This is a genomic window from Paenibacillus sp. FSL L8-0340 (assembly GCF_038593145.1).
GTDB lineage: Bacteria > Bacillota > Bacilli > Paenibacillales > Paenibacillaceae > Paenibacillus_AQ.
In genome coordinates this window covers 7,410,186-7,436,153 of the sequence record NZ_CP151967.1, presented here as the reverse complement: position 1 = coordinate 7,436,153, position 25,968 = coordinate 7,410,186, and the positions used below count along the sequence as shown (strand labels likewise).

The window sequence follows — 25,968 nt, the reverse complement described above, 5'->3', positions numbered from 1 at the left end:
AAATGCAGCAAGGCCTGTATTTCCGGCAACAAACGGAATGCGGGCCTTTTTTGAAGAGGGATGGCCCGTAGAAGCGGTGTTAACCGGCCTATTGTCTGAAGACAAACTTGGCTCTTTCCGGGGGGCTGACCGTCCCGTGTGGCTGGGAAATATTTATGCTATAATGGAGAATAATGCTTTTTGCCGGAGGTTAAGAGACATGCCCAATGTGCCGAAGGATTTGGATGTGGCCAAACGCGCCAAGGTAATTGAGTGGTTAAAAACCGAAGTAATTGATCAAGTCTCAAGGCTGTTCAAGGCATTGTGGGAAGGCAGCACCGCCCGTGTGGGCGACAGTCTGGCCAGCCTGATTATGAGCTCATATATTCTGGGGCGCAGACTGGGTATTCCCTATCGGGAGCTGGATGATTTATTAATCGAAAAGCTTAGAAAGCACAGGCAGGAAGGGCATCAGCTTGAAGAATGGTACCAGGATATATCTGCGTTAGAAGAACATATGCGTAAGAGGTGAATACTGTTGAAATTTCGCTGGACATCTGTGGCATGGAGCATCGTCTACTTGCTGCTGCTGCTATCCTTATCAACCCCGCTGCTCATTATCACTACCCTTTTCTTGATTATTCCGGCTGTAGTGCTATTCACTACTCTGAGTACTAAACAGTTTATTGTACATCTACTGCCAGTACTGCTGATTGTAGGCCTGATTACGCCTGTTTACGTAGTGTTAGCGCTCTATTTCTTAATCCCGGCAATAGTTATGGGACGATGGTACAAGAAACGCGCTTCGGCGCTGTCGACCATCCTTGCGGGAACCGTTACGATTTTAGGCGAGTTTCTGCTGCTGCTGGTGATCGGTACGGCGCTGTTCAATTTTGATCTCTCCAGTTATGTCAATGATATGATGCAGATGGTTACGTCCCCGCTCTCTGATCTGGGCACGGGCAATCCGCTGATGACCGAGTTCAATCTTACATCTGAGGATGTAAATACAATCAGTCATATGACCATACAAGTTATTCCTATGACGCTGATTCTGAGCTCGTTTATGATGGCTGTAATCACCCACTCCATTGTCCGCCCCATCCTTAACAGCATGGACTATGCGGTTCCCAAGCTGAAGCCCGCGCGTGAATGGAGACTTTCAAGATCATTTATCTGGTACTATCTGTTGGGAGTCGTAATTAACCTGCTGTTTGGCAATTCTGACAACAGCTTTATGCTGATGATCTCGGCCAATCTGTTGCCATTGCTGCAAATCGTATTTAAAATCCAGACTATCGGATTCCTGTTCTTCGTGGTCTATGAGCGTAAATGGAGCAAGATTGTGGCGATACTGCTGGCACTGCCGGTTATTTGGCTGCCGGGATTATGGATTATCGGTATTATCGATATGGCGTTCCCACTGCGAGAGCTAGTGAAGAAATCGAAACGATAGGGTGAGAGCTCATGCCTAAATTTCTGCAAAGACGCTGGCACGGCTATCATACCGTATGGGCGTTCCTGCTGCTGCTGGTCCTTATTATAGTCGTCAGTATCTATAACTGGGCTCTGGGGATTGCCAGCCTGTTCCTGGCCGGCACTTTATGTTTCTCCATGCTGCAAGCGGAGATCTCATTCCGGCGCAACCTGGTGGAATATATCAACGGGCTTTCTTTCCGCATCAAGCGGGTGGAGGGTGAAGCTGTCAGCATGCTTCCGCTCGGCATTATCCTGTATAGCGAAGACCGGACGGTGGAGTGGAACAACCGCAATGCCGGTGACATCTTTTCCCGGAAGTCCCTGGTAGGTGAAGCGCTGCAGGAGCTGCTGCCTGAGGTGATGTCCTCTCTGACGGTAAATGTGCCGGTTAAGCGGGACCCTGCCAAAGAGGGCGTGCTCAAGGACATCAGACAGGAAATTTCAGTGGATGACCGGTATTATCAGGTTGTGGCCATACCCAGCGAGCGTCTGCTCTATTTGTATGACATTACCGAGCTTGTGGTTCTGCGGGAAAGGTATGAGGAAGAGAAGCTGGCCATTGGTATTGTGATGATGGACAATCTGGATGAAGCAGCTCAAGGCATGGATGATCAGCAGCGCACTTCGCTGATCGCCAAGGTAGCCAGTGAGATTACGGAGTGGAGCAAGCAGTTTGAAGTATACTTGCGGCGGTTGTCCTCAGAGCGCTACTTGATGCTGCTGAATCACCGCAGCCTGCAGGCGCTGGAAGAGAGCCGGTTCGTTGTACTCGACGAAGTGCGTGAAATGACGGCAGACCTCAAGGTGCCGATGACCCTGAGCATAGGCCTTGCCTATGGTTCAGAGTCCGCCAGTGAGCTCGGAGCGCTGGCGCAATCCAGTCTGGATATGGCGTTGGGCCGCGGCGGGGATCAGGCAGCCGTTAAGGCGGGCCAGAGGCTCTCCTTCTATGGAGGCAAGAGTAACGCGGCGGAGAAGCGCACGAGAGTCCGGGCGCGGGTCATTGCGCATGCGCTGCGTGACCTGATGCAGGAGAGCGACAGGGTGCTGATTATGGGTCACCGGGTCCCCGATATCGATGCCGTAGGGGCTGCTATTGGGCTGCTTAAGGCGGCACAGATGTACAATGTGGAGGCAAACATCGTGATGGAGACGCCTAATCCGTCCATCACTAGGATGATGGAGCAGATCCGCCGCGATGATGAGCTGTACAAAACCTTTGTTACTACAGAGCAGGCACTCCAGATGATGACTGAACATACGCTGCTGATTGTCGTGGATACGCACAAGGCCTCCATGACGATGGAGCCGCGCCTCGTGCAGTACGCCAGCCGCATTGTTGTTGTTGACCATCATCGCCGGGGTGAGGAGTTCATTAATGATGCGGTGCTGGTATATCTGGAGCCCTATGCCTCCTCCACCTGCGAGCTGGTAACAGAACTGCTGCAGTACATTCATGACAAGATTAAGCTCAGTCCGCTGGAGGCTACCATGCTGCTCGCGGGAATTACGGTCGACACGAAGCATTTCGCGTTGCATACCGGCTCGCGAACCTTTGAAGCGGCAGGGTTTCTGCGGCGGATCGGCGCGGACACTATCCTTATCCAGCGTATGCTGAAAGAGGATTTGCAGGAGTACATTTCCAAAGCAGAAATTATCAAACATGCCCGGATGGTGTATGATCATATTGCACTCGTTGTAACCTCACCGGGAATGAAAATTCCACAGCTCTTAATTGCCCAGACAGCGGATACGCTGCTGGGAATGACGAATGTGGTGGCTTCATTCGTGATCAGTGAGCGGCCTGACGGCCTCATCGGCATCAGTGCCCGGTCACTCGGACGAATGAATGTGCAGGTGGTCATGGAGAAGCTCGGCGGCGGAGGGCATTTGTCCAACGCAGCGGTGCAGCTCGAGGGAACATGCAAGCAAGCAGAAGCCAGACTAATGGAAGTTCTGGCTGAAATTGAAGCGAAAGAGGGGCTATTCGAATGAAGGTCATTTTTATAAAGGATGTTAAAGGTCAAGGCAAGAAGGGGCAAGTGAAAGAGGTGTCAGAAGGCTATGCAGCGAACTTTCTGCTGCCGCGCGGCTTGGTCCGCCCGGCCACAGACGGCAATGTGAAAACTCTGGAGAATCAGGCAGCAGCTGAGCAGCGCCGCAAGGACCAGGAGAAAGAAGAAGCGCAGCAGCTGGGTAAGAAGCTGGACGAGCTGACGCTGACCCTGAAAGCAAAATCGGGTGAAGGCGGCCGTCTCTTCGGCGCTATTACAAGCAAGCAGATCGCCGAAACTTTGGTGGAAACACAAGGGATCGTAATCGACAAGCGCAAAATTGAGCTGAGTGATCCCATTCGCCATGTAGGTACGTTTCAGGTAAGTGTGAAGCTGCATACTGAAGTAAAGGCTAACCTTACGGTTCAGGTAACGGAGGAGTAAGATGGGTGGAGATCTCTTTTTCGATCGGATTCCCCCGCAGAACCTGGAGGCAGAGCAGGCTGTAATCGGTGCTGTTCTGCTGCAGGATGAAGCGCTGGTTACCGCGATGGAGCGGGTGAATACCGAAGACTTCTACGATAAACCGCATCAAATGATTTTTGAGGCGATGGTGCAGCTCGGAGAAGAGAGCCAGCCGATTGATCTGGTTACGCTGACGTCCAGACTGCAGGATAAGGGGCAGCTTGAGGATATCGGCGGTGTCAGCTATTTAGCTAAGCTGGCGCATGCAGTGCCGACTGCGGCCAACGTGGAGTATTATGCGCAGATCATTGAGGAGAAGGCGATGCTGCGGCGGCTGATCCGTACAGCGACGCAGATCGTCAGTGAAGGGTACACCGGCGGTGAGGATGTCGCCGATATGCTGAGCGATGCCGAGCGGCGGATTCTGGAGATCTCCAACCGCCGGAGCGGCAGCGGCTTCATCGCCATCCGCGATGTGCTCATGCAGGTCTTCGACCGCGTGGAGCTGCTTCATCAGAATAAGGGGGGAACCTCCGGGATTCCGACCGGCTTTGCCGATCTTGATCATATGACTAACGGCTTCCAGCGTAATGACCTGATTATTGTAGCGGCCCGTCCATCCGTAGGGAAGACGGCATTCGCGCTGAATATTGCCCAGAATGTAGCAGTCCGTGCCAAAGAGACCGTAGCCATCTTCAGTCTGGAAATGTCGGCGCCGCAGCTGGTACAGCGTATGATCTGCGCGGAAGCCAACCTCGATGCCAACATTATGCGTACCGGTGATTTCAAAAGTGATGATGATTGGTCGAAGCTTACGATGGGGATTCAGTCCTTATCGGAAGCAGAAATCTATATTGATGATACTCCTGGGATCACGGTTACAGATATCCGGGCGAAATGCCGTAGGCTCAAGAAGGAAAAAGGCCTCGGCATGATCGTCATCGACTACTTGCAGCTGATTCAGGGACGCGGCAAGGGCGGGGAGAACCGCCAGCAGGAGGTCTCCGAGATTTCCCGTACCCTGAAGCAGATTGCCCGTGAGCTTGATGTTCCGGTCATTGCCCTTTCCCAGCTCAGCCGGGGTGTGGAGCAGCGGCAGGACAAGCGCCCGATGATGAGTGACCTTCGGGAATCCGGTTCCATCGAGCAGGATGCCGATATCGTAGCCTTCCTGTATCGTGATGACTACTATAACCAGGATACCGAAAAGAAAAATATCATTGAAATTATTATTGCCAAACAGCGTAACGGCCCTGTCGGCACTGTAGAGCTTGTGTTCCTGAAAAATTTCAACAAGTTCGTCAACTACGAGCGGGCACACGCTGAACCTTTTGCAGGGTAGATCATTTATTCACAATTTCCGAACGATTGCACATTTCCTTGTGTGATCGTTCGTTTTTATTTGACTTTAAAAAGTACCGCTGTTACACTGGTTATTGTGCTTTAGCAGGTTAAAACTGCTTTGGCGTCCGGAGGGCTGCGTACATAAGAACGCTGTACAGAGCCCATATTATGAAAAATAATGGTGCTAGCTTGCACCTACGGAGGAATGAATATGTCAACGGTAGTCGTCGTGGGAACACAATGGGGAGACGAAGGCAAAGGGAAGATCACGGATTTTCTGGCAGAGAGCGCAGATGTGGTCGCCCGGTATCAGGGGGGTAACAATGCCGGTCACACGATTCTGATTGACGGAAAGAAATTCAAGCTGAGCTTGATTCCATCAGGTGTATTTTATAAAGAAAAGACTTGTGTAATCGGTAACGGAATGGTTATTAATCCGGAAGCCCTGATCCAAGAAATTAATTATATTCATGAGAACGGATTCGACACCAAAAATCTGGTGATCAGTGATCGTGCCCATGTCATTATGCCATATCATATGCTGCTTGATGCCTTGGAAGAAGACCGTAAAGGCCCGAACAAAATCGGTACTACACGCAAGGGAATTGGCCCGGCGTATATGGATAAAGCGGCACGCAACGGAATCCGGATCGCCGATCTGATGGATGCCGAGGAATTTGAGCTGAGACTGCGCCAATTAATGGAGGAAAAGAATCAGGTCATTACCCAGGTTTATAGAGCGGAAGCTTTGAACGTGGAAGAAATTCTAGTCAAATATCTGGAGTATGCAGAAGTGCTTCGCGGTTATGTGACGGATACTTCAGTGGTTCTGAATGATGCTATAGATGCTGATTCCAGAGTACTGTTTGAAGGTGCACAAGGTGTAATGCTGGATATCGATCAAGGGACTTATCCGTTTGTTACATCGTCGAACCCTTCGGCTGGCGGTGTGTGCATCGGGTCTGGCGTGGGCCCTTCGAAGATCAAGCAGGTTATCGGGGTTGCTAAGGCCTACACTACCCGTGTTGGCGACGGTCCGTTCCCTACCGAGCTGAACGATGCTACAGGTGATTACATCCGTGAAACAGGCCATGAATATGGTACTGTAACCGGACGTGCCCGCCGTGTGGGCTGGTTCGACAGTGTGGTTGTCCGTCATGCCCGCCGGGTCAGCGGAATTACCGGTCTGTCGCTCAACTCGCTGGATGTGCTTAGCGGCCTTGAGACGGTGAAGATTTGCACCGGCTATAAATTCCGCGGCGAGGTGATTACTCACTATCCGGCCAGCCTCAAAATGCTGGCTGAATGCGAAGCCGTCTATGAGGAGCTTCCAGGCTGGAGCGAAGACATCACCGGAGCGAAGACACTGGACGATCTGCCGGCCAATACACGCAGATATGTGGAGCGGGTATCGGAGCTTACGGGTATTCCGATTGCCATCTTCTCCGTAGGACGCAACCGTGAGCAGACCAATCAGGTTCTGCCTATCTATATCTAAGATTCCTGTAAGTAAAGGGGCCCTATGTGGGTCTCTTTTTTTTGTGCTTCAACAATTATGTAATATTTTGGTTTCCCGGAGCCGGTTCTAGTCAATACTGGGAGGATGAAAGCAATAACGCACTGATCCTCCAGAGATTGAATATGAACAGGGCGCAAGGGAGTGATGAAGATGAAGATAGTAAGACGTGCACTTGGAGTCTGCCTGATTGTCGTACTGGCCAGCGCACTTTCGGTTCTGACCACGGCATTCGTCGTCAATACGTATATACAGTCGGTGTTGGCCAGTTTTGATATAGAGCTGGAGGGCCCGTCACCGGGAATTGGCGGTTTTATTAAGAGCCTCACGGGAATGGGAGCCACAGATAACGCCAAAAATGTAGCTGAGGATGATAAAGGTGCTTCCGGTGCAAAGAAAGACAGCAAAAGTGAAACGGTGGATACACCAGAACAAAAAACGGAGAAGTCCGTGGAGGAAAAGGCGCCTGAGGATGCTTTGGCTGTAATGGGAGAGGCTTCCGGAGAGGAAGAACAAAGTGACAGTGCACTGGACCAGCAGCTGGTAATGACACCGGAAGCGATGGGTGAGCTCAAGGACAGTCTGCCCATGGATGAGAAATCCAATATTTTCAATATCCTGATGACCAAACTTCCGCAGGAGGAGATGCAGAAAATCTCAACGGCGATGGAGGATGGGTTGACGGAGAATGAAGTGAGGGAACTGCAGCAAGTCATTGCCAAGTATGTGAATCCTGATGAATATGACACTTTAATGAAAATGCTTACACCAAATTCAACTGAGGGTACCACAAACTAAAAATTGTCATTTTTTGGACACGTACTTGATGTTAAAATGTCAAAATCATGGAAGAAACCCGCGATTATCGCGGGTTTTGTCTTTGGGGTAAAGTTGAAATTTTTCTGCCGTCTATGGTACAGTAAAAAAGGACTATAAGGGGTTAATTTTTTGTAACCTTTTTAAATATAAGAAAAGTACGAATTTCACCTCATACTTTATGCTTATATTTTGGACGGAAACGAAATGCAGTTACACTAACGCACATAGTAAATAGATGCAGCAGCATATATAAAAGGGGTCGAATAACAAGGTTGGCCGCTTCTAAGCGGACTGAAAGGGAGAGTTTCATGAAAGGATTTAAGTTCATGCGCGGGATGGGGAAACTGCGGGACAAAGCAGAGACATCCGCAGAATTCAGCGCAGAAAGTCAAAAGGGCAGTTCTGCCTCTAGCGAAACTAACGTCTTTTATCAAGAAACCAAACCTCGGAGATTCCGGCGGTCCTGGATAGCAGCTTCTGCCGGTCTGGTGCTTCTGGCGGCCTTTTCAATCACGGCAGAGAAGAAATATGTGACCGCGAACACGGTAACCTATTATAAGGTGCTGGTTAAGGGTGAGGAAATCGGAAAGATCAGCGAGGAAACGGAGCTGGATCGGCTGTTCGAAGAGAAGCAGCAGGAATATCAGCTCAAGTATCCGGATTCAGTGATGGTGCTGCAAACAAGCGGCATTACGACAGAGGCGGAAAAAGCGTATAAACCGGAGATAGACAGTGCCGCTACGCTGGACAAGCTGGATGGCATGCTTAAAGCTTATGCAGTGGGAGTGCAGCTGACGGTGGATGGCAAAGCTGTGGGGATTGTCAAGGATCAGGAGACAGCGAATGCCGTCCTGCAGGGCGTGAAAGAACACTACGTTCCGGCTGCCGCAGTTTCAACGGGCGCCCAGCTCAAGAAGACAGCAGCTACGCGTTCCGCGAAGGCGGCTGCACCGGCAAATGCAGACAAGGTAGAATCGGTTGCCATTCAGGAGGACGTTTCCGTTGTTCCTGTCAAGGCGGACCCCACCCAGGTGCTGAGCGTCCAGGAAGCGGTCGAGGTGCTCACCGAGGGGAAAGAGGAGCCGCTTGTTTATGCGGTTCAGGAAGGGGATACCGTCTCTGGGATTGCCAAACGTTTTGAGATTACGCAGGCTGATATTTTCCGCAACAATCCGTCGGTGAAAGAGCTGACCCTGCAAATTGGAGACGAGCTGCAATTGACCGTACCACAGCCAGAGCTTACTGTAGTAACCGTAGAGCAGGTATCGGAGCAGCTTGTCACTGAGCCGGAAGTGATTGTCCGCAAGAGCGATGAGCTGGCAGCAGGCAAGAGCAAGGTTGTCCGGGCAGGACAGACCGGCCTGAAACAGATGAAGTACAGGGTGACCAAGGAAAATGGTCTCGTAGTGAAGGAAGAATGGATGGGCCAGGCGGTTCTGAAGGCTTCCTTGCCTGAGGTGGTCTATCGCGGCACGAAGGTAGTCGGCGAAGGAACGGGCATGTTTGCCTGGCCGGTCAGTGGGGCGAGCCTCTCCAGCAGCTTTGGCCAGCGCTGGGGACGAAGCCATAAAGGAGTCGATCTCGTATCCGGTAACCGGACCATCACAGCTGCAGATGCCGGGACGGTTACTTTTGCAGGCGTACAGAGCGGCTACGGCAATGTGGTCATTGTGGATCACAAAAACGGATATGTCACCTACTACGGCCATCTGAGAAGCATCTCAGTATCTGTCGGCCAGCGGCTGGAGCAGGGAGCCAGCATTGGTGTTATGGGCAACACGGGGCGTTCAACCGGTACCCACCTGCATTTTGAGATCCGCAAGAACGGCACAGCGGTCAATCCGCTGAGATATCTGAAATAATCCATAGGTTATAATCAGCCGTCCGAGTTTTCGGGCGGCTTTATCTTTTAAAGCTAAAAATATATTGATGAGCAGGATGAAAGTACAGTGCTATCCCCACTTCGTAGGATGTGACGCCAGTGCAGGTATGTTAAAATAAGAGAATGAGTGATTAGTACGCTTAGAAAGGTGAAGCTGAGCATATGCAGATGGGAACGATTCTGGTAGTAGACGATGAACAGCCTATTGCTGATATATTAAAGTTTAATCTCGAAAAAGAGGGCTATGAGGTAATCTGTGCCTTTGACGGCAACAGTGCTGTGGAGCTGGCTCTGTCCAGACGGCCCGATCTGATGCTGCTTGATCTGATGCTTCCCGGCAAGGATGGCATGGATGTCTGCCGTGAAGTGCGCTCTGCGCATTTGGACATCCCGATCATTATGCTGACAGCTAAAGACGGTGAGATCGACAAAGTGCTGGGTCTGGAATTGGGTGCGGATGATTATGTAACCAAGCCTTTCAGCACGCGAGAGCTGCTGGCCAGAGTCAAAGCTCAAATGAGGCGCCAGCATAAGCCATCGCCGTCGGAAATGCTTAGTGAAAGAGCGGAGAGCAAACAGGGCGTCAATCATTTCGGCCTGTTCGTTGATACCGACATGTACATGGTTTATAAAGACGGAGAGCCGCTCGATTTAACACATCGTGAGTATGAGCTGCTCTATTATATGATTCGCCACGCCGGCAAAGTAATGACCCGGGAGCATCTGCTGCAGGCGGTATGGGGCTTCGAATACTTCGGGGATGTGCGGACCGTGGATGTCACGATCCGCCGGCTGAGAGAAAAAATTGAGGAGAATCCCAGCAAGCCGGAATATATCTTCACCCGGCGCGGACTCGGTTATTTGATGCATAGCCCCAAAAGCGGGGGGCTGTGATGAAAGGGCGGTCCTTTTTCCGGACGATTCAGGCCAAGCTTATCATTATTTACGTGCTGCTGATTCTGATCGCGATGCAGCTGATCGGTGTATATTTTGTCAGCTCGATGAAGAATTCACTGACTGATAACTTCACCAAAGATTTAAAGGCACGGGCAGAAATGTTGTCGATCCTTACGGCAGATAAACTGGGCAGCGAAGCCGGAACAGCCGGTGAAGAGACTGCGGTGGAGAGTCTGCGCGGAATGGTCAATAATCTGTATATCAGCGGAGCTGAAATTCAGGTACTGGATGCCAGCGGTAAAATTATTACGACATCTGTCCCTTCGCAAAACGATTATGTCGGGCAGCGGAACACACAAACCGTGGTCAGCCGTGCCCTGCAAGGCATCAGCGATAATGAGGAATATATCATTGCCGATGATAATGTGCGCAAGAAGGTGGTCGCCAAACCGGTTCTCTCCGGCGACAAAGTGGTAGGGGCGATTTATATTGCTGCCGATATGAAAGATTTATACGCCACGATGAGCCGGATTAATAGCGTGTTCCTCTCCGGTCTGCTGCTGGCGCTCGCCCTGACGGCCGTTCTGTGTGTCATTCTCGCCCATACAATCACCCATCCTATCAAGGAGATGACCCGGCATGCCACAGCGGTTGCTGAGGGCCGGTTCAACCGTAAGATGCCTGTGTTCGGCAATGATGAAATTGGGCAGCTCAGTCAGGCGTTCAACTACATGACAGGAAGGCTCCGCGAAGCGCTGTCGCAGAATGAAGAGGAGAAGGAGAAGCTTGCTTCCATCCTGACCAACATGAGTGACGGCGTGGTTGCTACAGATGAAAGCGGCGTCGTAATTCTGATGAATACCCGGGCAGCAGATATGCTTGGAGCGGAAGGCCCGCTTCCGGAAGGGGCACCGCTTGATGAGCTGCTTGGTCTCGATCATGAGCAGTCGGGGTCGCTGGCGCAAGGCAACGCCCAATCAGCAATGCTTCATCTCTCGCCAATGGGCGGAGGCGAGCCCAATATCGTCCGGGTCACCTTCACCCCCATTCACCGACGTGAAGGCGGAGGGATTGCCGGAACCATTGCGGTGCTGCAGGATGTTACCGAGCAGGAGAATCTGGAGGAATCGCGGCGGGAGTTCGTGGCGAATGTCTCGCATGAGCTGCGGACTCCACTGACGACGATCAAGAGCTATGTTGAAGCGCTTGATGATGGTGCGCTTGATGATCCGCAGCTTGCTGCGCGGTTTGTCGGAGTCATCCGCAATGAGACAGAACGGATGATCCGGCTTGTTACGGATCTGCTGCATCTCTCGCGGCTGGATTCGAGGGAATCGAGCCTGCGCATTCAGCAAACGGATATCTCCGAGATGCTGGAGGATGTGGCTGACCGCTTCTCCTTCCAGATTCGCCAGAAACGAATTCATATCAGTACAAGAGTGCGCAAGGAAGTCGCCACGGCCTGGCTGGACCGCGATCAAATTGATCAGGTGCTGGGCAATTTGGTCTCCAATGCGCTGAAATATACGCCAGAAGGCGGAACCATTCAATTGGAGGCACTGAAAACCGAAGATGGAATGCTGGCCGTTTCTGTACGTGATTCCGGGATTGGGATTCCCAAGAAGGATATCGAACGGATTTTTGAACGTTTTTACCGGGTTGATAAAGCCCGCTCGCGCAATATGGGCGGCACCGGACTCGGGCTGTCCATTGCCCGGGAAATTGTCAAGGCGCATGGAGGGTCAATTTCCCTGCAGTCAGAGCTTAATGAAGGCTCGCTGGTAACCTTCACACTGCCTCTGAAAGAGCAAAGGGGGAGTTTATTGTGAAGGAAACAATCAAGTCATGGATACTTGCCCTGCTCGTTTGCGGAAGTCTTGTAGAGAGCTATTATCTGATCTACCGGCTGCCGGGGAGCGACTCAGCGGTGATGTCAGAGAACTTGTATGTGAAGACAGATAATATGGGGCCCAAAGAAAAAGTTGAGAATCTGCTCTACCCTGATAAAATGATCATTCATATGGGGGAGGACAAGCATACGCTGTTTTATCCCGGCTCCACCTTCTATGACCTGATCATGAACCGGCTGAAAGGACGCGGGTTTGAGAGCTTTCAGCGGCGCTCGGTGCAGGATTTCGATTGGGACAAGATCCGCCGTGAGAATTCGGGCATTGAGCTGTCCTTTGGTGCCGGCATTCCGGTAACCTTGCTGCAGCGGGTAATGCAGCTCGCTCCCGATTCGCTGTTCCAGGGAGAGAGCATTGACCGGATATGGATTTACAATATTAAAAATGATTCCAAGGCACATGCCGTCTTTTTCAGTACTAGAGGCGATATCGTATATGAAGCGGCTAAGGCCGATTTGACCGTTCAGGACGTGCAGCAGCATGTAGATTTCGGTACGAATTGGACGCCATACACCGCAGTAAATGGCGATTATTATGTGCCGGAAGAAAAAATATCGCTGGTTGAGGTGGAAATGCCCTCCGGCATGTACACCATTGAACAAATGCAGAACAATCTATTCTTTGATGCCGGTAGCACCAGATATATTCCAGAGAAGGATGGCTCAAAGATTTATACAGACAGCAAACGCAGCCTGCAGGTTGATCAGGAACAGAACTGGATGAGCTATAGCGATCCGGCTGCGCTTCCTGCGGGTGAGAGTACACCTGCGAAGGATGCCCTGGAAGCGGTGGATTTTGTCAACAAGCATGGTGGATGGAACGGTACATACCGTCTGGCATCAACGGAGGAGGGCAACCAGGAGCTGACCGTTTCCTTCCAGCAGTACTACGGTTCTTATCCGATTATGAGCAAGCCAAAGCTGCAGTATGGTGTTATTAACCTGGAGCTGCAGCAGGGCACAGTATCCTCCTATGAGCGATCGCTGATGTATACAGAAGAGGGAAAAGCCGTTAAACAGGTTGTGGAGCTTCCCGGTGGCGATGAGCTGCGGGCTAAGCTGGCCCAATTCAGCGAAGCTTCGCCTGTGAAGGATTTGACCCCGGCCTATGTTGCTTCAGTAAACGGGGAGAAGCTGAAGCTCCTGCCGGTATGGCGGGTAACGCTCCGTGACGGCACTTTCCTTACACTGAACTAGAGTAATAGACGCGCGGGAATTCACACGACGAAGCAGAATCACGAAGTAAATGCTCACAAACGAAGCAAATGCTTCCGAAGCTAGTTTGTTCGAAGCAAATTCAATGAAGTAAATGCTCACAAACTTTAAGGAGGAGCGGTATGGACTGGGGAAGAGCCAAAAATGTGCTGATTTACGCCTTTCTGGTATTGAATCTGCTGCTTTGTTATCAGCTCTGGATGGACTTGCGCGATCAGGCCAGTGCCAATCTGGATTTCACTTCCCTGTCCGCAGAAACGCAGGCGGTGATGGAACAGAAGGGGATTCGTGTGTTGTGTCCCATTCCGGCTGCCACTCCGCAGCTGCCCGATATCACTTACCGCTACTCCGGGGAAGAGCAGAATGAGGAGCCGGTTGAACTGAAGGTGCCGATAGACAGCAAGCTGATTTATTCATCATTTGCCGAACTGAGCAGTTCACTGGCAGACCAGATCACAGACATCGCCAATTATCGCTTTGATTCGCAGGAGAGCGAGGTCGGCAAATTTGTACTTCATCCACTGGTTGACCATAAATGGTCTTTATTCAGAGTGCGGCTTGAGTTGATAAACAGCGATCAAAAAATTGTGGCTTACCGTTGGCCTAAGATTGAAATCGGAGCTACAAACAGTGACGAAGATATCCAGAAGGTGCTTCCGGCCTCACAGGCACTCAGCAGCCTGATTGAGAAATATTTTCCGGCGGATTCGGTAGTTAAAGAGATTGAGCTTGGCTATTATGGGGAATTGTTCAACTCTGAAAGCCAGGTGGCTTCGCCAATGTGGCGCTTTATGCTGGAGAACGGCAACGCCTATTACGTCGATGCCATCAGTGCGGACATCATCAGTCCGAAGACAACAGAGTAGAAGGAGCAGGAGAGAGATATGGGGATTTCATTTACGGTACTGTCCAGCGGTTCTACCGGCAACGTAACAGTGGTGCGAAACGGGGAAACGGCGCTTATGATCGACGCGGGCCTCAGCGCCAAACGAATCGACGAGCTGCTCGCGATGCGTGAGATGACAGGCAAGGAGATAGACGGAATACTGGTTACGCATGAGCACTCGGACCATATCAAGGGACTTGGAGCGATGGCCCGCAAATACGATCTTCCGATCTACGCCAACTCCAATACCTGGGGGGCGATTGAGAAGGGGATAGGCACTATTGCCGAGCATAACCGGATTATTATGGAGACCGGACAGCACAGGGATTTCGGCAGTCTGCGGGTAGAGTCATTTGCAATCTCCCATGATGCGGCTGAACCGGTAGGGTACAATTTTTATGACGGCAAGGAGAAGCTTTGTGTTGCTACGGATCTTGGGTATGTTAGTGATAAAGTGCGGACGGCGATTGCCGATTCGGATGTGCTGGTACTGGAGGCCAACCACGATATAGAGATGCTGAGAATGGGGCGTTATCCGTGGAATACGAAACGGCGGATTCTTGGCGATTTAGGCCATCTCTCCAATGAGGCGGCGGGAGCGGCACTAAGCGAGATTCTTACCGGACGGACCAAACGGACCTATCTGGCTCACTTAAGCCGGGATCACAATATGATGGATTTAGCCAAAATGTCGGTGCGCGGGGCAATGGAAGACCGGGGCTGCTTTTTCAGAGACAGTGAGTTCAGATTGTGTGATACCTATTATGACCAGCCTACGCCGTGGGATAAGGTGAGCCAGTCATAAGCTGGTCTACCTCCGTAATTTTACGTTCCAACTCTTGGCGTGAGAAAAGCCCTTTATCAATCAACAGCTCGATCATAGCGCTTTGAACCAGGATCAGATGATAGTGTTCATCCTTAAGGTCACCCAGTTTGCCGATAAATTGCACCAGATCCATACTTGTTGAAAAAGATTCCATATTTATTCCTCCTTTTGAGCTAAACGAAAGCTGATCTGTAAAAAATTTGTAGGTTTTTGCGTCAGAAAAAACGTGGGTGCTAGCCCTGCCTGTGATACAATCATAAAGAGCAGAATTTAGCCTGAGTTTAAATAGTACTTCTATTATTGTAGTCTTTTAAGTTGGAAAATATTCCGGATTGAAGCTTATCCTTTTTTAATATGTTGCAAGAATAGGAGACCCCTTGCGCTTATAACACACACATTTGTGGTGAATGAATGAAGTGAAACCTTTTAGAGCTTTCAGGAGTCTAAGAGATAAAGCGGAAAGCTCGGGCGTGGTTGCTTGGCGTTCAGGTTATGGATGCAGTGGCAATAGAGGGGAGAGGATGTAACGGTGGGACTGTTTGATGATGATTTTTATTCAACCAAGGTACCTCGGCGCGAAGGCAGAGGGCAGGAACCCTCTAAGGTCTTAACGAGCCGGAATTGGTCTGCCCGCAAATCACGGCGGAGCCTGGCAACTTGGCAGGTGTCTGTCATTAGCTCAGTGATCAGTGCGGTGGTTGCAGTGCTTCTGTTCAGTCTGGCTACAGGCCAGTTGACACAGGAGAAGGCGGAGCAGCCGAAAGTGATTGAGAAGGTGACTGCAAGCAGCGGTGACCCGTATGAACGGATTGTTCAGGCTGCGGCTCTTGTCCGGCCGGCCGTTGTGAGCATAATTAATCATAAAGAAGATAATAAGGAACTTAACATTCTCGATGAGTCGGCACTTGGCTCGGGAGTGATCTATAAGAAGGACGATAACAAGGCCTTTATTATTACCAATAATCATGTGATTGAGGGCTTCGGCAAGCTGGAAGTGGTTACGGTGGATGGTGAGACACGCAAGGCAACACTTGTGGGTACGGATAAAGTAAGTGATATCGCAGTGCTCTCCATTGATGCCAAAGGCATTACCACAGTCGCCCAGATTGGTGATTCCTCCAAGCTGCGGTTTGGGGAGACGGTCATTGCTATCGGCAATCCGCTGGGACTCGGCGATAGCCTGACCTCGGGGATTGTCAGCTACACAGAACGGACCATTCCCGTATCATTGAACCAGGACGGTGTCTATGACTGGGAGCAGGAAGTCATTCAGACAGATGCTGCAATTAACGAGGGCAACAGCGGAGGCGCGCTGGTCGATCTGGACGGCAAGGTGATTGGTATTAATACAATGAAGATTTCCGATACAGGCGTGGAGGGACTTGGTTTTGCCATCCCGGCCAATCATGTTATGGAAACGGCGGGTGAGCTTGAGGCAAACGGGAAGATTTCCCGCTCTTATCTGGGAGTGTATTCCGTGGATTTGAATAACCCTTATGTGCCGCTCGCGGAAGACCAGCGCAAGGAGCTTAATCTGCCAACCACCGTTAAAGACGGAGTAGTTGTGCTGGATGTAGTAGGGCCGGCCAAGGATGCAGGACTGCAGTTCAATGATGTGATTACCAAGTTTGACAATGAACCGATCACATCGACCCTTTCGCTGCGCAAGTATCTGTATGATCACACCAAAATCGGAGATGATCTGAAGATTACTTATTACCGTAACGGAGAGGTAAAACAGGTGACGGTGAAACTTCTTGAAAAACAAAAGGAATAAAAGCGGCATCAGCCGTATATAATAATGTGGCAGTCAAGATCAGCGAGACGGCCCAGCCGTCCTTATTATAAAATTAAGGACGGCATCCGTTTCGAAGTCAAATCATCTGGGTATATTACTTAATATGGATGCAAATCCCCCTTTTTATAAAGACTGGTAGCCCTTACATTGGGAACAACACCTTATAAGGGGAAATACGGATATATTCGGATGTTGGCTTGCCTTTGTAACTCCGGTGTGGTAACATGAGATTAATCATACATTTGATACCTAATTCTCGTATTGAAAAGGGCTGTCAATGGTAATACAACCTTTTTCAATGTGTGAATTTTTTCTTTGTTTGAAGATAAAAAGAACATATTAATTTAAATTTGTGGAGGTAACACACATGCAAACAGGTACAGTTAAATGGTTCAACGCAGAAAAAGGATTCGGTTTCATCGAAGTTGAAGGCGGAAGCGACGTATTCGTTCACTTCAGCGCAATCACTGGCGACGGCTTCAAAACTTTGGACGAAGGCCAACGCGTTGAATTCAACGTTGTTCAAGGCAACCGCGGACCACAAGCCGAAAACGTTGTAAAACTGTAATAATAGAAGCACCGTCCCCGCTTTTGCAAGTTGGGACGGTCTTTTTTTATAAGATCAACTGCTATATCATCATGAAACCACAACATGATCTTGAAGTAGAGCAACTGCAAATGAAGGATTGTAAGCATCTTAGAAAGAGTATAATTGGATGCTTTTTTACTTGTTTCTCAACTTGTAACATAAAGGAAGGGAGGAACGGCAATGAACTACCGGAAGAAGCCTTTAGAGGAAGTACCGGAAGAAAATACCGCAATTTGGGCCTGTACCAATGATGGATGCAACGGATGGATGAGGGATAATTTCGCATTTGAACATGCGCCTTCTTGCCGTCTCTGTCATGCCCCAATGGTTCGCAGCATGAAGATGCTGCCGCAATTGCTTAATTCTAATGGCGATCTCAAATCGCTGAAGAAGGGTATTTCGATTACCTAACCAATGCCTTTATGAGTCAAGCTTTCTATAGAACGACGAACAAATCCAAGACGGTAAAACCGTCTTATTTTTTTTGCTTTCTGAACGTAATATTGTGATATTTGTCACAAATTTATTGTTTTTTAGGCTGAATCCGGGTGTATAATGTGATAATTATCACACTTTAAGCCTTAAATTTTTGACAGAATAGACATAACGAATGGGGAGAAGAAAGGGGAAGAAACATGGATACAGTTATGCTGTCGCGTATACAATTTGCGTCGACGACGATCTTTCATTACTTCTTTGTACCGGTATCTATTGGACTTGCACTCTTGATTGCGATCATGGAGACGATGTATGTCCGAAAAGGCAACGATGAGTACAAAAGAATGGCGCAGTTTTGGGGAAAGCTATTTCTCATTAACTTCGCAGTAGGGGTAGTAACAGGGATATTGCAGGAATTCCAGTTCGGAATGAACTGGTCCGATTATTCCCGCTTTGTCGGGGATGTATTTGGGGCTCCACTTGCCATTGAAGCGCTGCTGGCGTTTTTCCTGGAGTCTACATTTATCGGCCTATGGATTTTCGGCTGGGACAAAGTCTCCAAGAAGATTCATTTACTGTCCATCTGGATGGTAGCGCTGGGAACGATGTTATCGGCATTCTGGATTCTCGCAGCCAATTCCTTTATGCAGCACCCTGTTGGTTTTGCGATGAATAATGGCCGGGCCGAAATGAATGATTTCCTGGCTTTGATGACAAACGGACAATTGCTGGTGGAATTCCCGCATACGGTGCTCGCGGCTTACGCTACAGGGGCATTTCTGGTTACGGGCATCAGTGCCTATAAAATGCTCAAGAAGCAGGATGTGCCTTTCTTTAGAAAATCGTTCGAAATTGCGGCGATTGTCGGCATTGTCTCCTCCATGGGGGTAGCCGTTGCAGGTCATGCCCAAGCGCAGTATCTGGTAGAGACGCAGCCGATGAAGATGGCAGCTACGGAAGCCCTTTGGGAGGACAGTGGTGACCCTGCGGCTTGGACAGCCAGTGCTTTTATCGATCCTGACAATAAATCAAACTCTGGGGAAATCAAGATTCCTTATATGCTGAGTTTCCTGTCCTACAGTAAGTTCTCCGGTGAAGTTAAAGGGATGAATACGCTGCAGGCTGAATACGAACAAAAATACGGCCCGGGGGATTATATCCCGCCTGTGCGTACGACGTTCTGGAGCTTCCGGATCATGGTGGTTGCAGGCACGCTGATGATTGTGCTCGGCATGTATGCGATGTATCTGATGTGGCGCAAAAAGATGGAACGTCCGAACACCTGGTTTATGCGGTTCATGTTCTGGGGGCTGCTGCTTCCGCCAATTGCTAATACTGCAGGCTGGATCATGACAGAGATCGGACGTCAGCCTTGGACGGTATTCGGATTAATGACGACAGAAGACAGTGTGTCTCCTAATATATCGGCTGGACAGGTGCTGTTCTCGGTGATCTCCTTTACGGCGATCTACGCTATTCTGGGAGCGGTGCTGATCGGATTGTTCATCAAAGTTATTAAAAAAGGCCCTTATGCCATGGATAACGATCACGATCACGGTCAGTCGCATGATCCATATAATAAGGAGGGATCGCATGCTTTCTCTTAATGAATTGTGGTTTGTGCTGATTGCGGTATTATTTATCGGATTTTTCTTCCTGGAAGGCTTCGACTTTGGCGTAGGAATGGAAACACAGTTCCTGGCCAAGAATGATACGGAACGCCGGGTGCTGATCAACTCGATCGGGCCGTTCTGGGATGCGAATGAGGTATGGCTGCTGACGGGCGCTGGCGCGATGTTCGCTGCTTTCCCCAACTGGTACGCAACGCTGTTCAGCGGATTCTATATTCCGTTCGTCTTTGCCCTGCTGGCGCTGATTGCCCGCGGTGTCGCCTTTGAATTCAGAGGCAAGCGTGATTCACTGGCCTGGAAAAGAACCTGGGACGCCTGCATCTTCTTCGGCAGCTTCCTTCCGCCGTTCCTGCTGGCAGTAGTGTTCGCGAGCTTCATTAAAGGACTTCCGATTGACGGTGACATGCAGATGTATGCCGGATTCTTCGACATCGTGAATGTGTATACCGTAGTCGCAGGGATTACTGTAGTGCTGCTTTGCCTGGTGCATGGCCTGATGTTCACTACGCTCCGTACGGTTGGTGATCTGCAGGTTCGTGCGCGCAAGCTGGCGCAGAAGCTATTGTTCCCGCTGGCTGCGCTGCTGGTTGCTTTTGTAATTATGACTTACTATATGACAGATGTATTTGAACAACGTGGTGCAATGCTGCTGGTATTAGTGATTCTAGGCATTGCCGCCTTCGTTCTGTCCGGCTATTTCATGACCAAGAAGAAAGACAGCTGGGCGTTCGGGATGACCGGAGCGGTTATGGCTTTGTCGGTGATGTCGATATTTGTGGGCCTGTTCCCACGGGTTATGATCAGCTCTATTGATGAGGCGTTTAACCTGACGATCACCAATGCGGCTTCGGGCCATTATTCACTGAAGGTGATGTCGATTGTAGCGCTGACGCTGCTGCCGTTCGTGCTCGGTTATCAGATCTGGAGTTATTTCATCTTCCATAAACGGGTTCACGAGAAGGAGCATCTTGAATACTAATGGATAAAAATTTGCTTGGGTACAAAGGAGTTAAGCCGGTCTTTCTGATCGTAGGCTTCCTTACCCTGGTGCAAAGCCTGTCCATTCTTCTGCTGGCCAAGTCACTGGCAGAAGTAGTCTCTGCGCTATTTGCGGGAGAACCGCTGAAGGAACAAGGGGCGACAATGCTCTTGTTCCTTCTTGCGTTTCTTGCACGCCATGCCTGCGCCATGCTGATGAGCCGTGTCTCTTACCGCTTCGCGGAGAACACCGGCAGCAGTATGCGGAGACAAATGATGGACAAGCTGTTCCAGCTGGGACCGAGGCTGGCGGGCGACCGGGGAACGGGAAATTTGGTTACGCTTGTGCTTGAAGGAGTAACGAAGTTCCGCACCTATATAGAGCTTATTATTCCGCGGATGGTAGGGATGGCAGTAACACCTGCCTTGCTTCTGGTATACATCTATACTCTGGATACGTCGAGCGGTGTTATTCTTACCCTGACGATGCCGATTATTATCGTCTTTATGATTCTGATCGGAATGACCGCCCGCAAGCAAATGGACCGCCAGCTGAAGTCCTACCGGACGCTGTCCAATCATTTTGTTGATTCGCTGCGCGGGCTGGAGACACTGAAGTTTCTCGGGCGCAGCCGCAGTCATAGTGACAGTATTGCCGAGGTCAGTGACCGCTACCGTTCGGCTACAATGCGTACGCTGCGTGTAGCATTTTTGTCTTCCTTCGCGATGGACTTCTTCACGATGTTATCTGTGGCCTCAGTAGCTGTAAGCCTTGGCCTGCGGCTGGTCAATGAGCAGATGACCCTGGTTACCGGGTTAACCATTCTAATCCTGGCGCCGGAATATTTCCTGCCAGTCCGGCTGGTCGGTGCGGATTTCCATGCTACGCTGGATGGCAAGGAAGCCGGTGAAGCAATGAAGGACATTATCGACCGGGATACGGTAACAGCGGAGGTATTGAAGCCTGAGGGAATGGAAGCTATTACAGCCGCGCCGTCTCCTGCCGCTGTATTTTCTTGGCGGCAGGATAGTGTGCTGAAGCTGGAGCAGGTTGGCATTAAATATGAAGCAGACGGGATCGCCTCACTGGAGGGCGTTAACCTGGAGTTCAAGGGTTCTGCGAAGATTGGAATTATCGGAGAGAGCGGCGCGGGTAAATCCACACTGGTCGATATCCTGGGCGGCTTTCTGCATCCTACCTCAGGGAGCATAAGCATTAACGGGAACCTTGTCAGTGCGCTTACCGATGAGGAGTGGCGCAAGCAGACCTCATATATTCCGCAGCGGCCGTATATTTTCAGCGGTACGCTGGCGGATAATGTGCGTTTCTATTACCCGGAAGCTTCGAAGGAAGCTGTGGCTTCGGTGATTGCCGCCGCTGGATTATCCAAGCTGGTGGAGTCGCTGCCAAGCGGACTGGATGAAATGATCGGCGGCGGCGGCCGTTCGCTCAGCGGCGGTCAGGAACAGCGCGTCGCGCTGGCCCGCGCACTGCTGAGCAGCCGCCCGGTCATGCTGCTCGACGAGCCGACCGCCCATCTCGACATAGAGACGGAATACGAGCTGAAGCAAACAATGCTGCCGCTATTTGCAGGGAAACTTGTGTTTCTCGCCACCCACCGCCTGCACTGGATGATCGATATGGATCTGATTGTCGTGATGCAGCAGGGACAGGTGGCCGAGGTTGGTACCCATCCGGAGCTAGTTGCCCGGCGAGGTGCTTATTATGAGCTTATTCAAAGTCAATTGGAGGGAATCCATTGAAACGTGAAGGATGGTTTGCTCCCTATGTCTCCCCTTATTTCTGGCGGTTTCTGCTGATTATCGTGCTGGGTGCGTTGACGATTTTCTCAGCATCGTCCCTGATGTACACCTCGGGATTTCTGATCTCAAAGGCGTCCATACCGCCAGAAAATATACTGATGATCTATGTGCCAATTGTCGGCGTGCGCACGTTCGGGACGAGCCGGGCGGTCATCCACTATGCGGAACGCCTGGTCTCGCATGATACGATCCTGCGGATTCTCTCGAAGATGCGGATCCGGCTGTACAATATCCTGGAGCCGCAGGCGCTGTTTCTATCTTCGCGGTTCCGTACCGGGGATATTCTCGGAATGCTGGCCGACGATATTGAATATTTGCAGAATGTGTATCTGCGCACTGTATTCCCGAGCATTATTGCTCTCCTGATCTATGCGGCGGCGGTGATTTCCATCGGTACGTTTGATCTGGCTTTCGCTCTGCTGATGGGACTCTATATGCTGGTGCTGGTAGTTGTGCTGCCGCTGATTTCCCTGCTGCTGACACAAAAACGCCAGCGGCAGGTGAAGCAGGAGCGCAACCGCCTCTACCAGAAGCTGACCGATGCTGTGCTGGGGATGGGCGACTGGGTGATCAGCGGACGGCAGGGCCAATTCGTTGAAACCTACGAGGCCGATGAGCGGGCTGTCGCCCACACCGACGGAGCGCTGCGTCGCTGGGCGCGCCTGCGCATGTTCATCGGGCAGGCGGTTGTTGGCATCGGCGTGCTGTCGATGCTGTACTGGGCCGCCGGTCAATTCGCGGACGGGGCCATTGCCGGAACGCTGATTGCAGCGTTCGTACTGGTGGTCTTTCCGGTAGCAGATGCTTTCCTGCCGGTCTCGGAAGCGGTCGAGAAGATCCCGCAATACCGCAATTCGCTGGAGCGCCTGGCCGGTGTGGAAGCCGCGGAAGGAAGTGTGGCGGGGGCAGCGCCGGATTCGGGTAAGGCTGACACTGCCCGCCATGTGGATGCTGCGGTCAAGGCGATCAAGGAAACTGGGCAGGCGCCTATCCGGCTGGAGAATGCCGGTTACCGTTATGCTGCAGGGGATGACTGGTCAATCCGCAATCTGACGCTCAATATTCCTCAAGGCCGGAAGATTGCCGTTATCGGGCGCAGCGGGGCAGGGAAATCGACACTGCTGAAGGTGATTCAAGGCGTCATTACGCCTTCCGTCGGTTCGGCCACGATTAAGGGCATTGAAGCTTCCGCTTATGGGGAGAGAATTCCGCAGCTTATTGCCGTGCTGAATCAGAGCCCACACTTGTTTGACACTACCGTAGCCAATAACATCCGGCTTGGTGACCCCGGGGCGTCTGATGAGGACATTAAGCAGGCAGCCAAACTGGCCAATCTGGATACATTGATCTCATCGCTGCCGGAAGGCTATAACACAGCGGTGCGCGAGGCGGGCCAGCGCTTCTCCGGCGGGGAACGCCAGCGGATAGCCCTGGCGCGGATTCTGCTGCAGAATACACCGGTAGTTGTGCTCGATGAGCCAACCGTCGGGCTTGACCCGCGTACAGAGCGGGATCTGCTGGCTACTATGTTCGAGGCCATGGAGGGCAAGACGCTGATCTGGGTCACCCACCATCTTGTCGGTGCAGAGCAGATGGACGAAGTGATCTTTATGGAGAACGGGTTCGTGGAAATGCGCGGCACCCATGCCGAGCTGATGGACAAGGAACCGCGCTACCGCAAGCTGTATGAGCTGGACCGGCCAAGCGGGTTCGTGAGCACGGGAGCAGGAGAATAGAGATGTATACGAAAAGGCTCTTTCCACCCAAGAGGGGAAAGGGCCTTTTTTAAAAATACAAGAATTTATATGCTTCACGCTATTGGCGGTTCACGAATTACCTACTGCTCCCTCTCCGAATCGCTCCTTCACCCATTCTGTAAACATCACGAAGTCTTTCTCCACCTGGGTGGCATAGCCGTAAGCCCATTGGGAAATATAGCGGGCAAAAGCTTCAGGGTCCGGGCCCATCGCTTTGGCAATTTCTTTCTCGCTGTGGTAGAAGAGGATTCCTTGGTCCACATCGGCATCGGCTCTGGCATGCATTTTGGCCGTTAGGCTGCCCATGACTTCAACAACCTGGAGCATATCATCTACAGTTGCGATGTCTTTGAGCTTCAGGCTTTTTTTATACGGGGAGCGTTCGCGGACATAAAAATCCCGGCCATCCATCGTCAGAAAGCCCAGATAGGGATCAGCTTTGTGATGCATCGCCTGCTGTGTGGCCGCTACACGTTTCCCTTGATGTCCGAAGGTGCTCCAGAAAGATTCCGAATAAGGCATGAAATAAGCCGGGACTGGCACACGAACCTCTTTTACTTCCAGAATGGTATCGTCGGTATCTTCTTGACTACTTCCGCCTTCGATCAATATATAGTAACGGTCCAGCCCGATGGATGCAGTGCCCGAGCCATGTTTGATAGCAATGTCCTTCATCCGGTAATGATCGTCATTCCAGCTGCGGGCAACAATGGTCTGCATATAGAAACTCCAGGCCTTCTCCAGCAACGCTTGCTCCGCTACCTCAGGGACAGCCAACTCGGAGTTCTCCAGAAATACTCTGCCGCTCTGCATTTGGGACGTGACCTTTTCCAGAAAATGACCCTGGCGGCGTTTCTCCAGCTTGCGGAGCAGCTTCTTCACCGGCCCTTTGGCCCGGTTCTCATTCATAACGAAGTTTCCGGGGTTGTCCTTGCCTTGACTGAACCGGCGGATTCCTCTGGAATAGGCCTGCACAAAACCTTCGATTACGTTAAGCTGCTCTGCCTCCCCGTATCCCAGCTGCCGTCCGACAAGCGCAATACTGCCTGCCATACGCAGTACATCGTACAGATAGGAGCCGACATAACCCTCATCGAAATCATTGACGTCATATACAATAGAGCCATCTTCGCTGCGGAAAGCCCCGAAATTCTCGAAATGCAGGTCCCCTTGAATCCAGGTCGGGCGCTCCACCGAAGTGTGGTAGGGAAAGTACTGTCTTGTGGCGTCAAAATAGAACAGATAAGAGCTGCCCCGGTAGAATGAAAAAGGGCTAAGCGACATCTTTAGGTACTTTTCTGCCCGCTTCGCGGGAGTCAGGCCCATAATGGTACCGTCGAATTCATCAAAAATGGAGATTAGCAGATCTTTGCGGAGTTTCGTACGGGTACGAATGACACCCTCGGTTATGGATTCATTGATCATGATAGGTACTCCTTTGCGCGAATAAATAGAATTAAGCTTATCATAACGCATTAACCCTGATATTTCCTGATGATCTTAGTGAATATCTTAGTAAAGATCGGCCATCTTCCTTTCCGCGAACCGCTGGTAGTGGGATATATCGAGTTATTTATCGCATATTTCACCATGAAGAAGCGTGATATACTTGAATGAATTTCTTGCAAAACATCGGAAGAGGTGGAAGCATGTGAGTTGCAACCGCAGGTTAGAGAGTTCTGAAAATACATTCAACTATACGCAGCCTGCTATATGTATTTATGGCTGGTTGCCGGGATACGTAT

22 protein-coding genes are annotated in these 25,968 nt (G+C 50.8%); 20 read left to right on the top strand and 2 right to left on the bottom strand.

Features of this window, described 5'->3' with window-relative positions:
• Positions 1-199: 199 nt before the first annotated feature.
• The 13 genes from NST07_RS34105 (at position 200) to NST07_RS34045 (ending at position 15,187) form a co-directional block, all read left to right on the top strand.
• A complete protein-coding gene (locus tag NST07_RS34105; protein ID WP_036706324.1) occupies positions 200-511 on the top strand; it encodes a MazG-like family protein in 312 nt (103 codons plus the stop codon).
• Between the two features lie 6 nt (positions 512-517).
• Positions 518-1,435 (top strand): DUF2232 domain-containing protein, encoded by a 918-nt coding sequence (locus NST07_RS34100; protein WP_341097460.1) that lies wholly within the window; start codon positions 518-520, stop codon positions 1,433-1,435.
• Positions 1,436-1,446: 11 nt separating this feature from the next.
• On the top strand, positions 1,447-3,453 hold the full coding sequence (locus NST07_RS34095) for a DHH family phosphoesterase (RefSeq protein ID WP_341097459.1): 2,007 nt from the start codon (positions 1,447-1,449) through the stop codon (positions 3,451-3,453).
• Entirely contained in the window at positions 3,450-3,896 is a 447-nt protein-coding gene (rplI, locus tag NST07_RS34090; protein ID WP_038598236.1) for a 50S ribosomal protein L9, read from the top strand. The genes NST07_RS34095 and rplI overlap by 4 nt, the downstream gene beginning before the upstream one ends.
• A 1-nt stretch (position 3,897) precedes the next feature.
• Complete coding sequence (dnaB, locus tag NST07_RS34085) at positions 3,898-5,259, top strand: replicative DNA helicase (RefSeq protein ID WP_341097458.1); 1,362 nt, start codon at positions 3,898-3,900, stop codon at positions 5,257-5,259.
• Between the two features lie 213 nt (positions 5,260-5,472).
• The gene (locus NST07_RS34080) at positions 5,473-6,759 is read left to right on the top strand and encodes an adenylosuccinate synthase (RefSeq protein WP_342480894.1); all 1,287 of its coding nucleotides are present in this window, start codon (positions 5,473-5,475) and stop codon (positions 6,757-6,759) included.
• Positions 6,760-6,930: 171 nt separating this feature from the next.
• Positions 6,931-7,575 (top strand): hypothetical protein, encoded by a 645-nt coding sequence (locus NST07_RS34075; protein ID WP_341097454.1) that lies wholly within the window; start codon positions 6,931-6,933, stop codon positions 7,573-7,575.
• Between the two features lie 329 nt (positions 7,576-7,904).
• Positions 7,905-9,458 (top strand): M23 family metallopeptidase, encoded by a 1,554-nt coding sequence (locus tag NST07_RS34070; RefSeq protein ID WP_342480893.1) that lies wholly within the window; start codon positions 7,905-7,907, stop codon positions 9,456-9,458.
• A gap of 182 nt (positions 9,459-9,640) precedes the next feature.
• On the top strand, positions 9,641-10,372 hold the full coding sequence (gene yycF, locus NST07_RS34065) for a response regulator YycF (protein ID WP_038598226.1): 732 nt from the start codon (positions 9,641-9,643) through the stop codon (positions 10,370-10,372).
• On the top strand, positions 10,372-12,204 hold the full coding sequence (gene walK / locus NST07_RS34060) for a cell wall metabolism sensor histidine kinase WalK (RefSeq protein ID WP_341097451.1): 1,833 nt from the start codon (positions 10,372-10,374) through the stop codon (positions 12,202-12,204). The genes yycF and walK overlap by 1 nt, the downstream gene beginning before the upstream one ends.
• Positions 12,201-13,478 carry a two-component system activity regulator YycH gene (yycH, locus tag NST07_RS34055; protein WP_341380299.1) on the top strand — a complete coding sequence of 426 codons (1,278 nt, stop codon included), beginning with the start codon at positions 12,201-12,203 and terminating at the stop codon, positions 13,476-13,478. The genes walK and yycH overlap by 4 nt, the downstream gene beginning before the upstream one ends.
• A gap of 140 nt (positions 13,479-13,618) precedes the next feature.
• Positions 13,619-14,362: a two-component system regulatory protein YycI gene (gene yycI / locus NST07_RS34050; RefSeq protein ID WP_341380298.1), complete on the top strand. Its 744-nt coding sequence runs from the start codon at positions 13,619-13,621 to the stop codon at positions 14,360-14,362.
• Positions 14,363-14,380: 18 nt separating this feature from the next.
• On the top strand, positions 14,381-15,187 hold the full coding sequence (locus NST07_RS34045; RefSeq protein WP_038598218.1) for an MBL fold metallo-hydrolase: 807 nt from the start codon (positions 14,381-14,383) through the stop codon (positions 15,185-15,187).
• On the opposite strand, the gene NST07_RS34040 is transcribed toward NST07_RS34045, so the two are convergent.
• The gene (locus NST07_RS34040) at positions 15,156-15,362 is read right to left on the bottom strand and encodes a hypothetical protein (RefSeq protein ID WP_038598216.1); all 207 of its coding nucleotides are present in this window, start codon (positions 15,360-15,362) and stop codon (positions 15,156-15,158) included. The genes NST07_RS34045 and NST07_RS34040 overlap by 32 nt on opposite strands.
• A 375-nt stretch (positions 15,363-15,737) precedes the next feature.
• Here NST07_RS34040 and NST07_RS34035 point away from each other — a divergent pair, with 375 nt between their 5' ends.
• The 7 genes from NST07_RS34035 to cydC all read left to right on the top strand — a co-directional run bounded on the left by NST07_RS34035 (position 15,738) and on the right by cydC (position 24,202).
• Positions 15,738-16,985: a trypsin-like peptidase domain-containing protein gene (locus tag NST07_RS34035; protein ID WP_341097443.1), complete on the top strand. Its 1,248-nt coding sequence runs from the start codon at positions 15,738-15,740 to the stop codon at positions 16,983-16,985.
• A 388-nt stretch (positions 16,986-17,373) separates the two neighbouring features.
• Positions 17,374-17,574 (top strand): cold-shock protein, encoded by a 201-nt coding sequence (locus NST07_RS34030; protein WP_019914582.1) that lies wholly within the window; start codon positions 17,374-17,376, stop codon positions 17,572-17,574.
• 201 nt (positions 17,575-17,775) lie between these two features.
• Entirely contained in the window at positions 17,776-18,006 is a 231-nt protein-coding gene (locus tag NST07_RS34025) for a cold-shock protein (RefSeq protein WP_038598212.1), read from the top strand.
• A gap of 224 nt (positions 18,007-18,230) precedes the next feature.
• A complete protein-coding gene (locus tag NST07_RS34020) occupies positions 18,231-19,640 on the top strand; it encodes a cytochrome ubiquinol oxidase subunit I (protein ID WP_341097442.1) in 1,410 nt (469 codons plus the stop codon).
• A complete protein-coding gene (gene cydB, locus NST07_RS34015; RefSeq protein ID WP_341097441.1) occupies positions 19,627-20,643 on the top strand; it encodes a cytochrome d ubiquinol oxidase subunit II in 1,017 nt (338 codons plus the stop codon). The genes NST07_RS34020 and cydB overlap by 14 nt, the downstream gene beginning before the upstream one ends.
• Positions 20,643-22,406, top strand: coding sequence for a thiol reductant ABC exporter subunit CydD (gene cydD / locus NST07_RS34010; protein ID WP_341097440.1), 1,764 nt, complete (start codon positions 20,643-20,645; stop codon positions 22,404-22,406). The genes cydB and cydD overlap by 1 nt, the downstream gene beginning before the upstream one ends.
• A complete protein-coding gene (gene cydC / locus NST07_RS34005) occupies positions 22,403-24,202 on the top strand; it encodes a thiol reductant ABC exporter subunit CydC (RefSeq protein WP_341097439.1) in 1,800 nt (599 codons plus the stop codon). The genes cydD and cydC overlap by 4 nt, the downstream gene beginning before the upstream one ends.
• A gap of 90 nt (positions 24,203-24,292) precedes the next feature.
• Here the strand turns inward: cydC and NST07_RS34000 are convergent, their stop codons facing one another.
• Complete coding sequence (locus tag NST07_RS34000) at positions 24,293-25,648, bottom strand: DUF2252 family protein (protein ID WP_341097438.1); 1,356 nt, start codon at positions 25,646-25,648, stop codon at positions 24,293-24,295.
• Between the last annotated feature and the right edge of the window lie 320 nt (positions 25,649-25,968).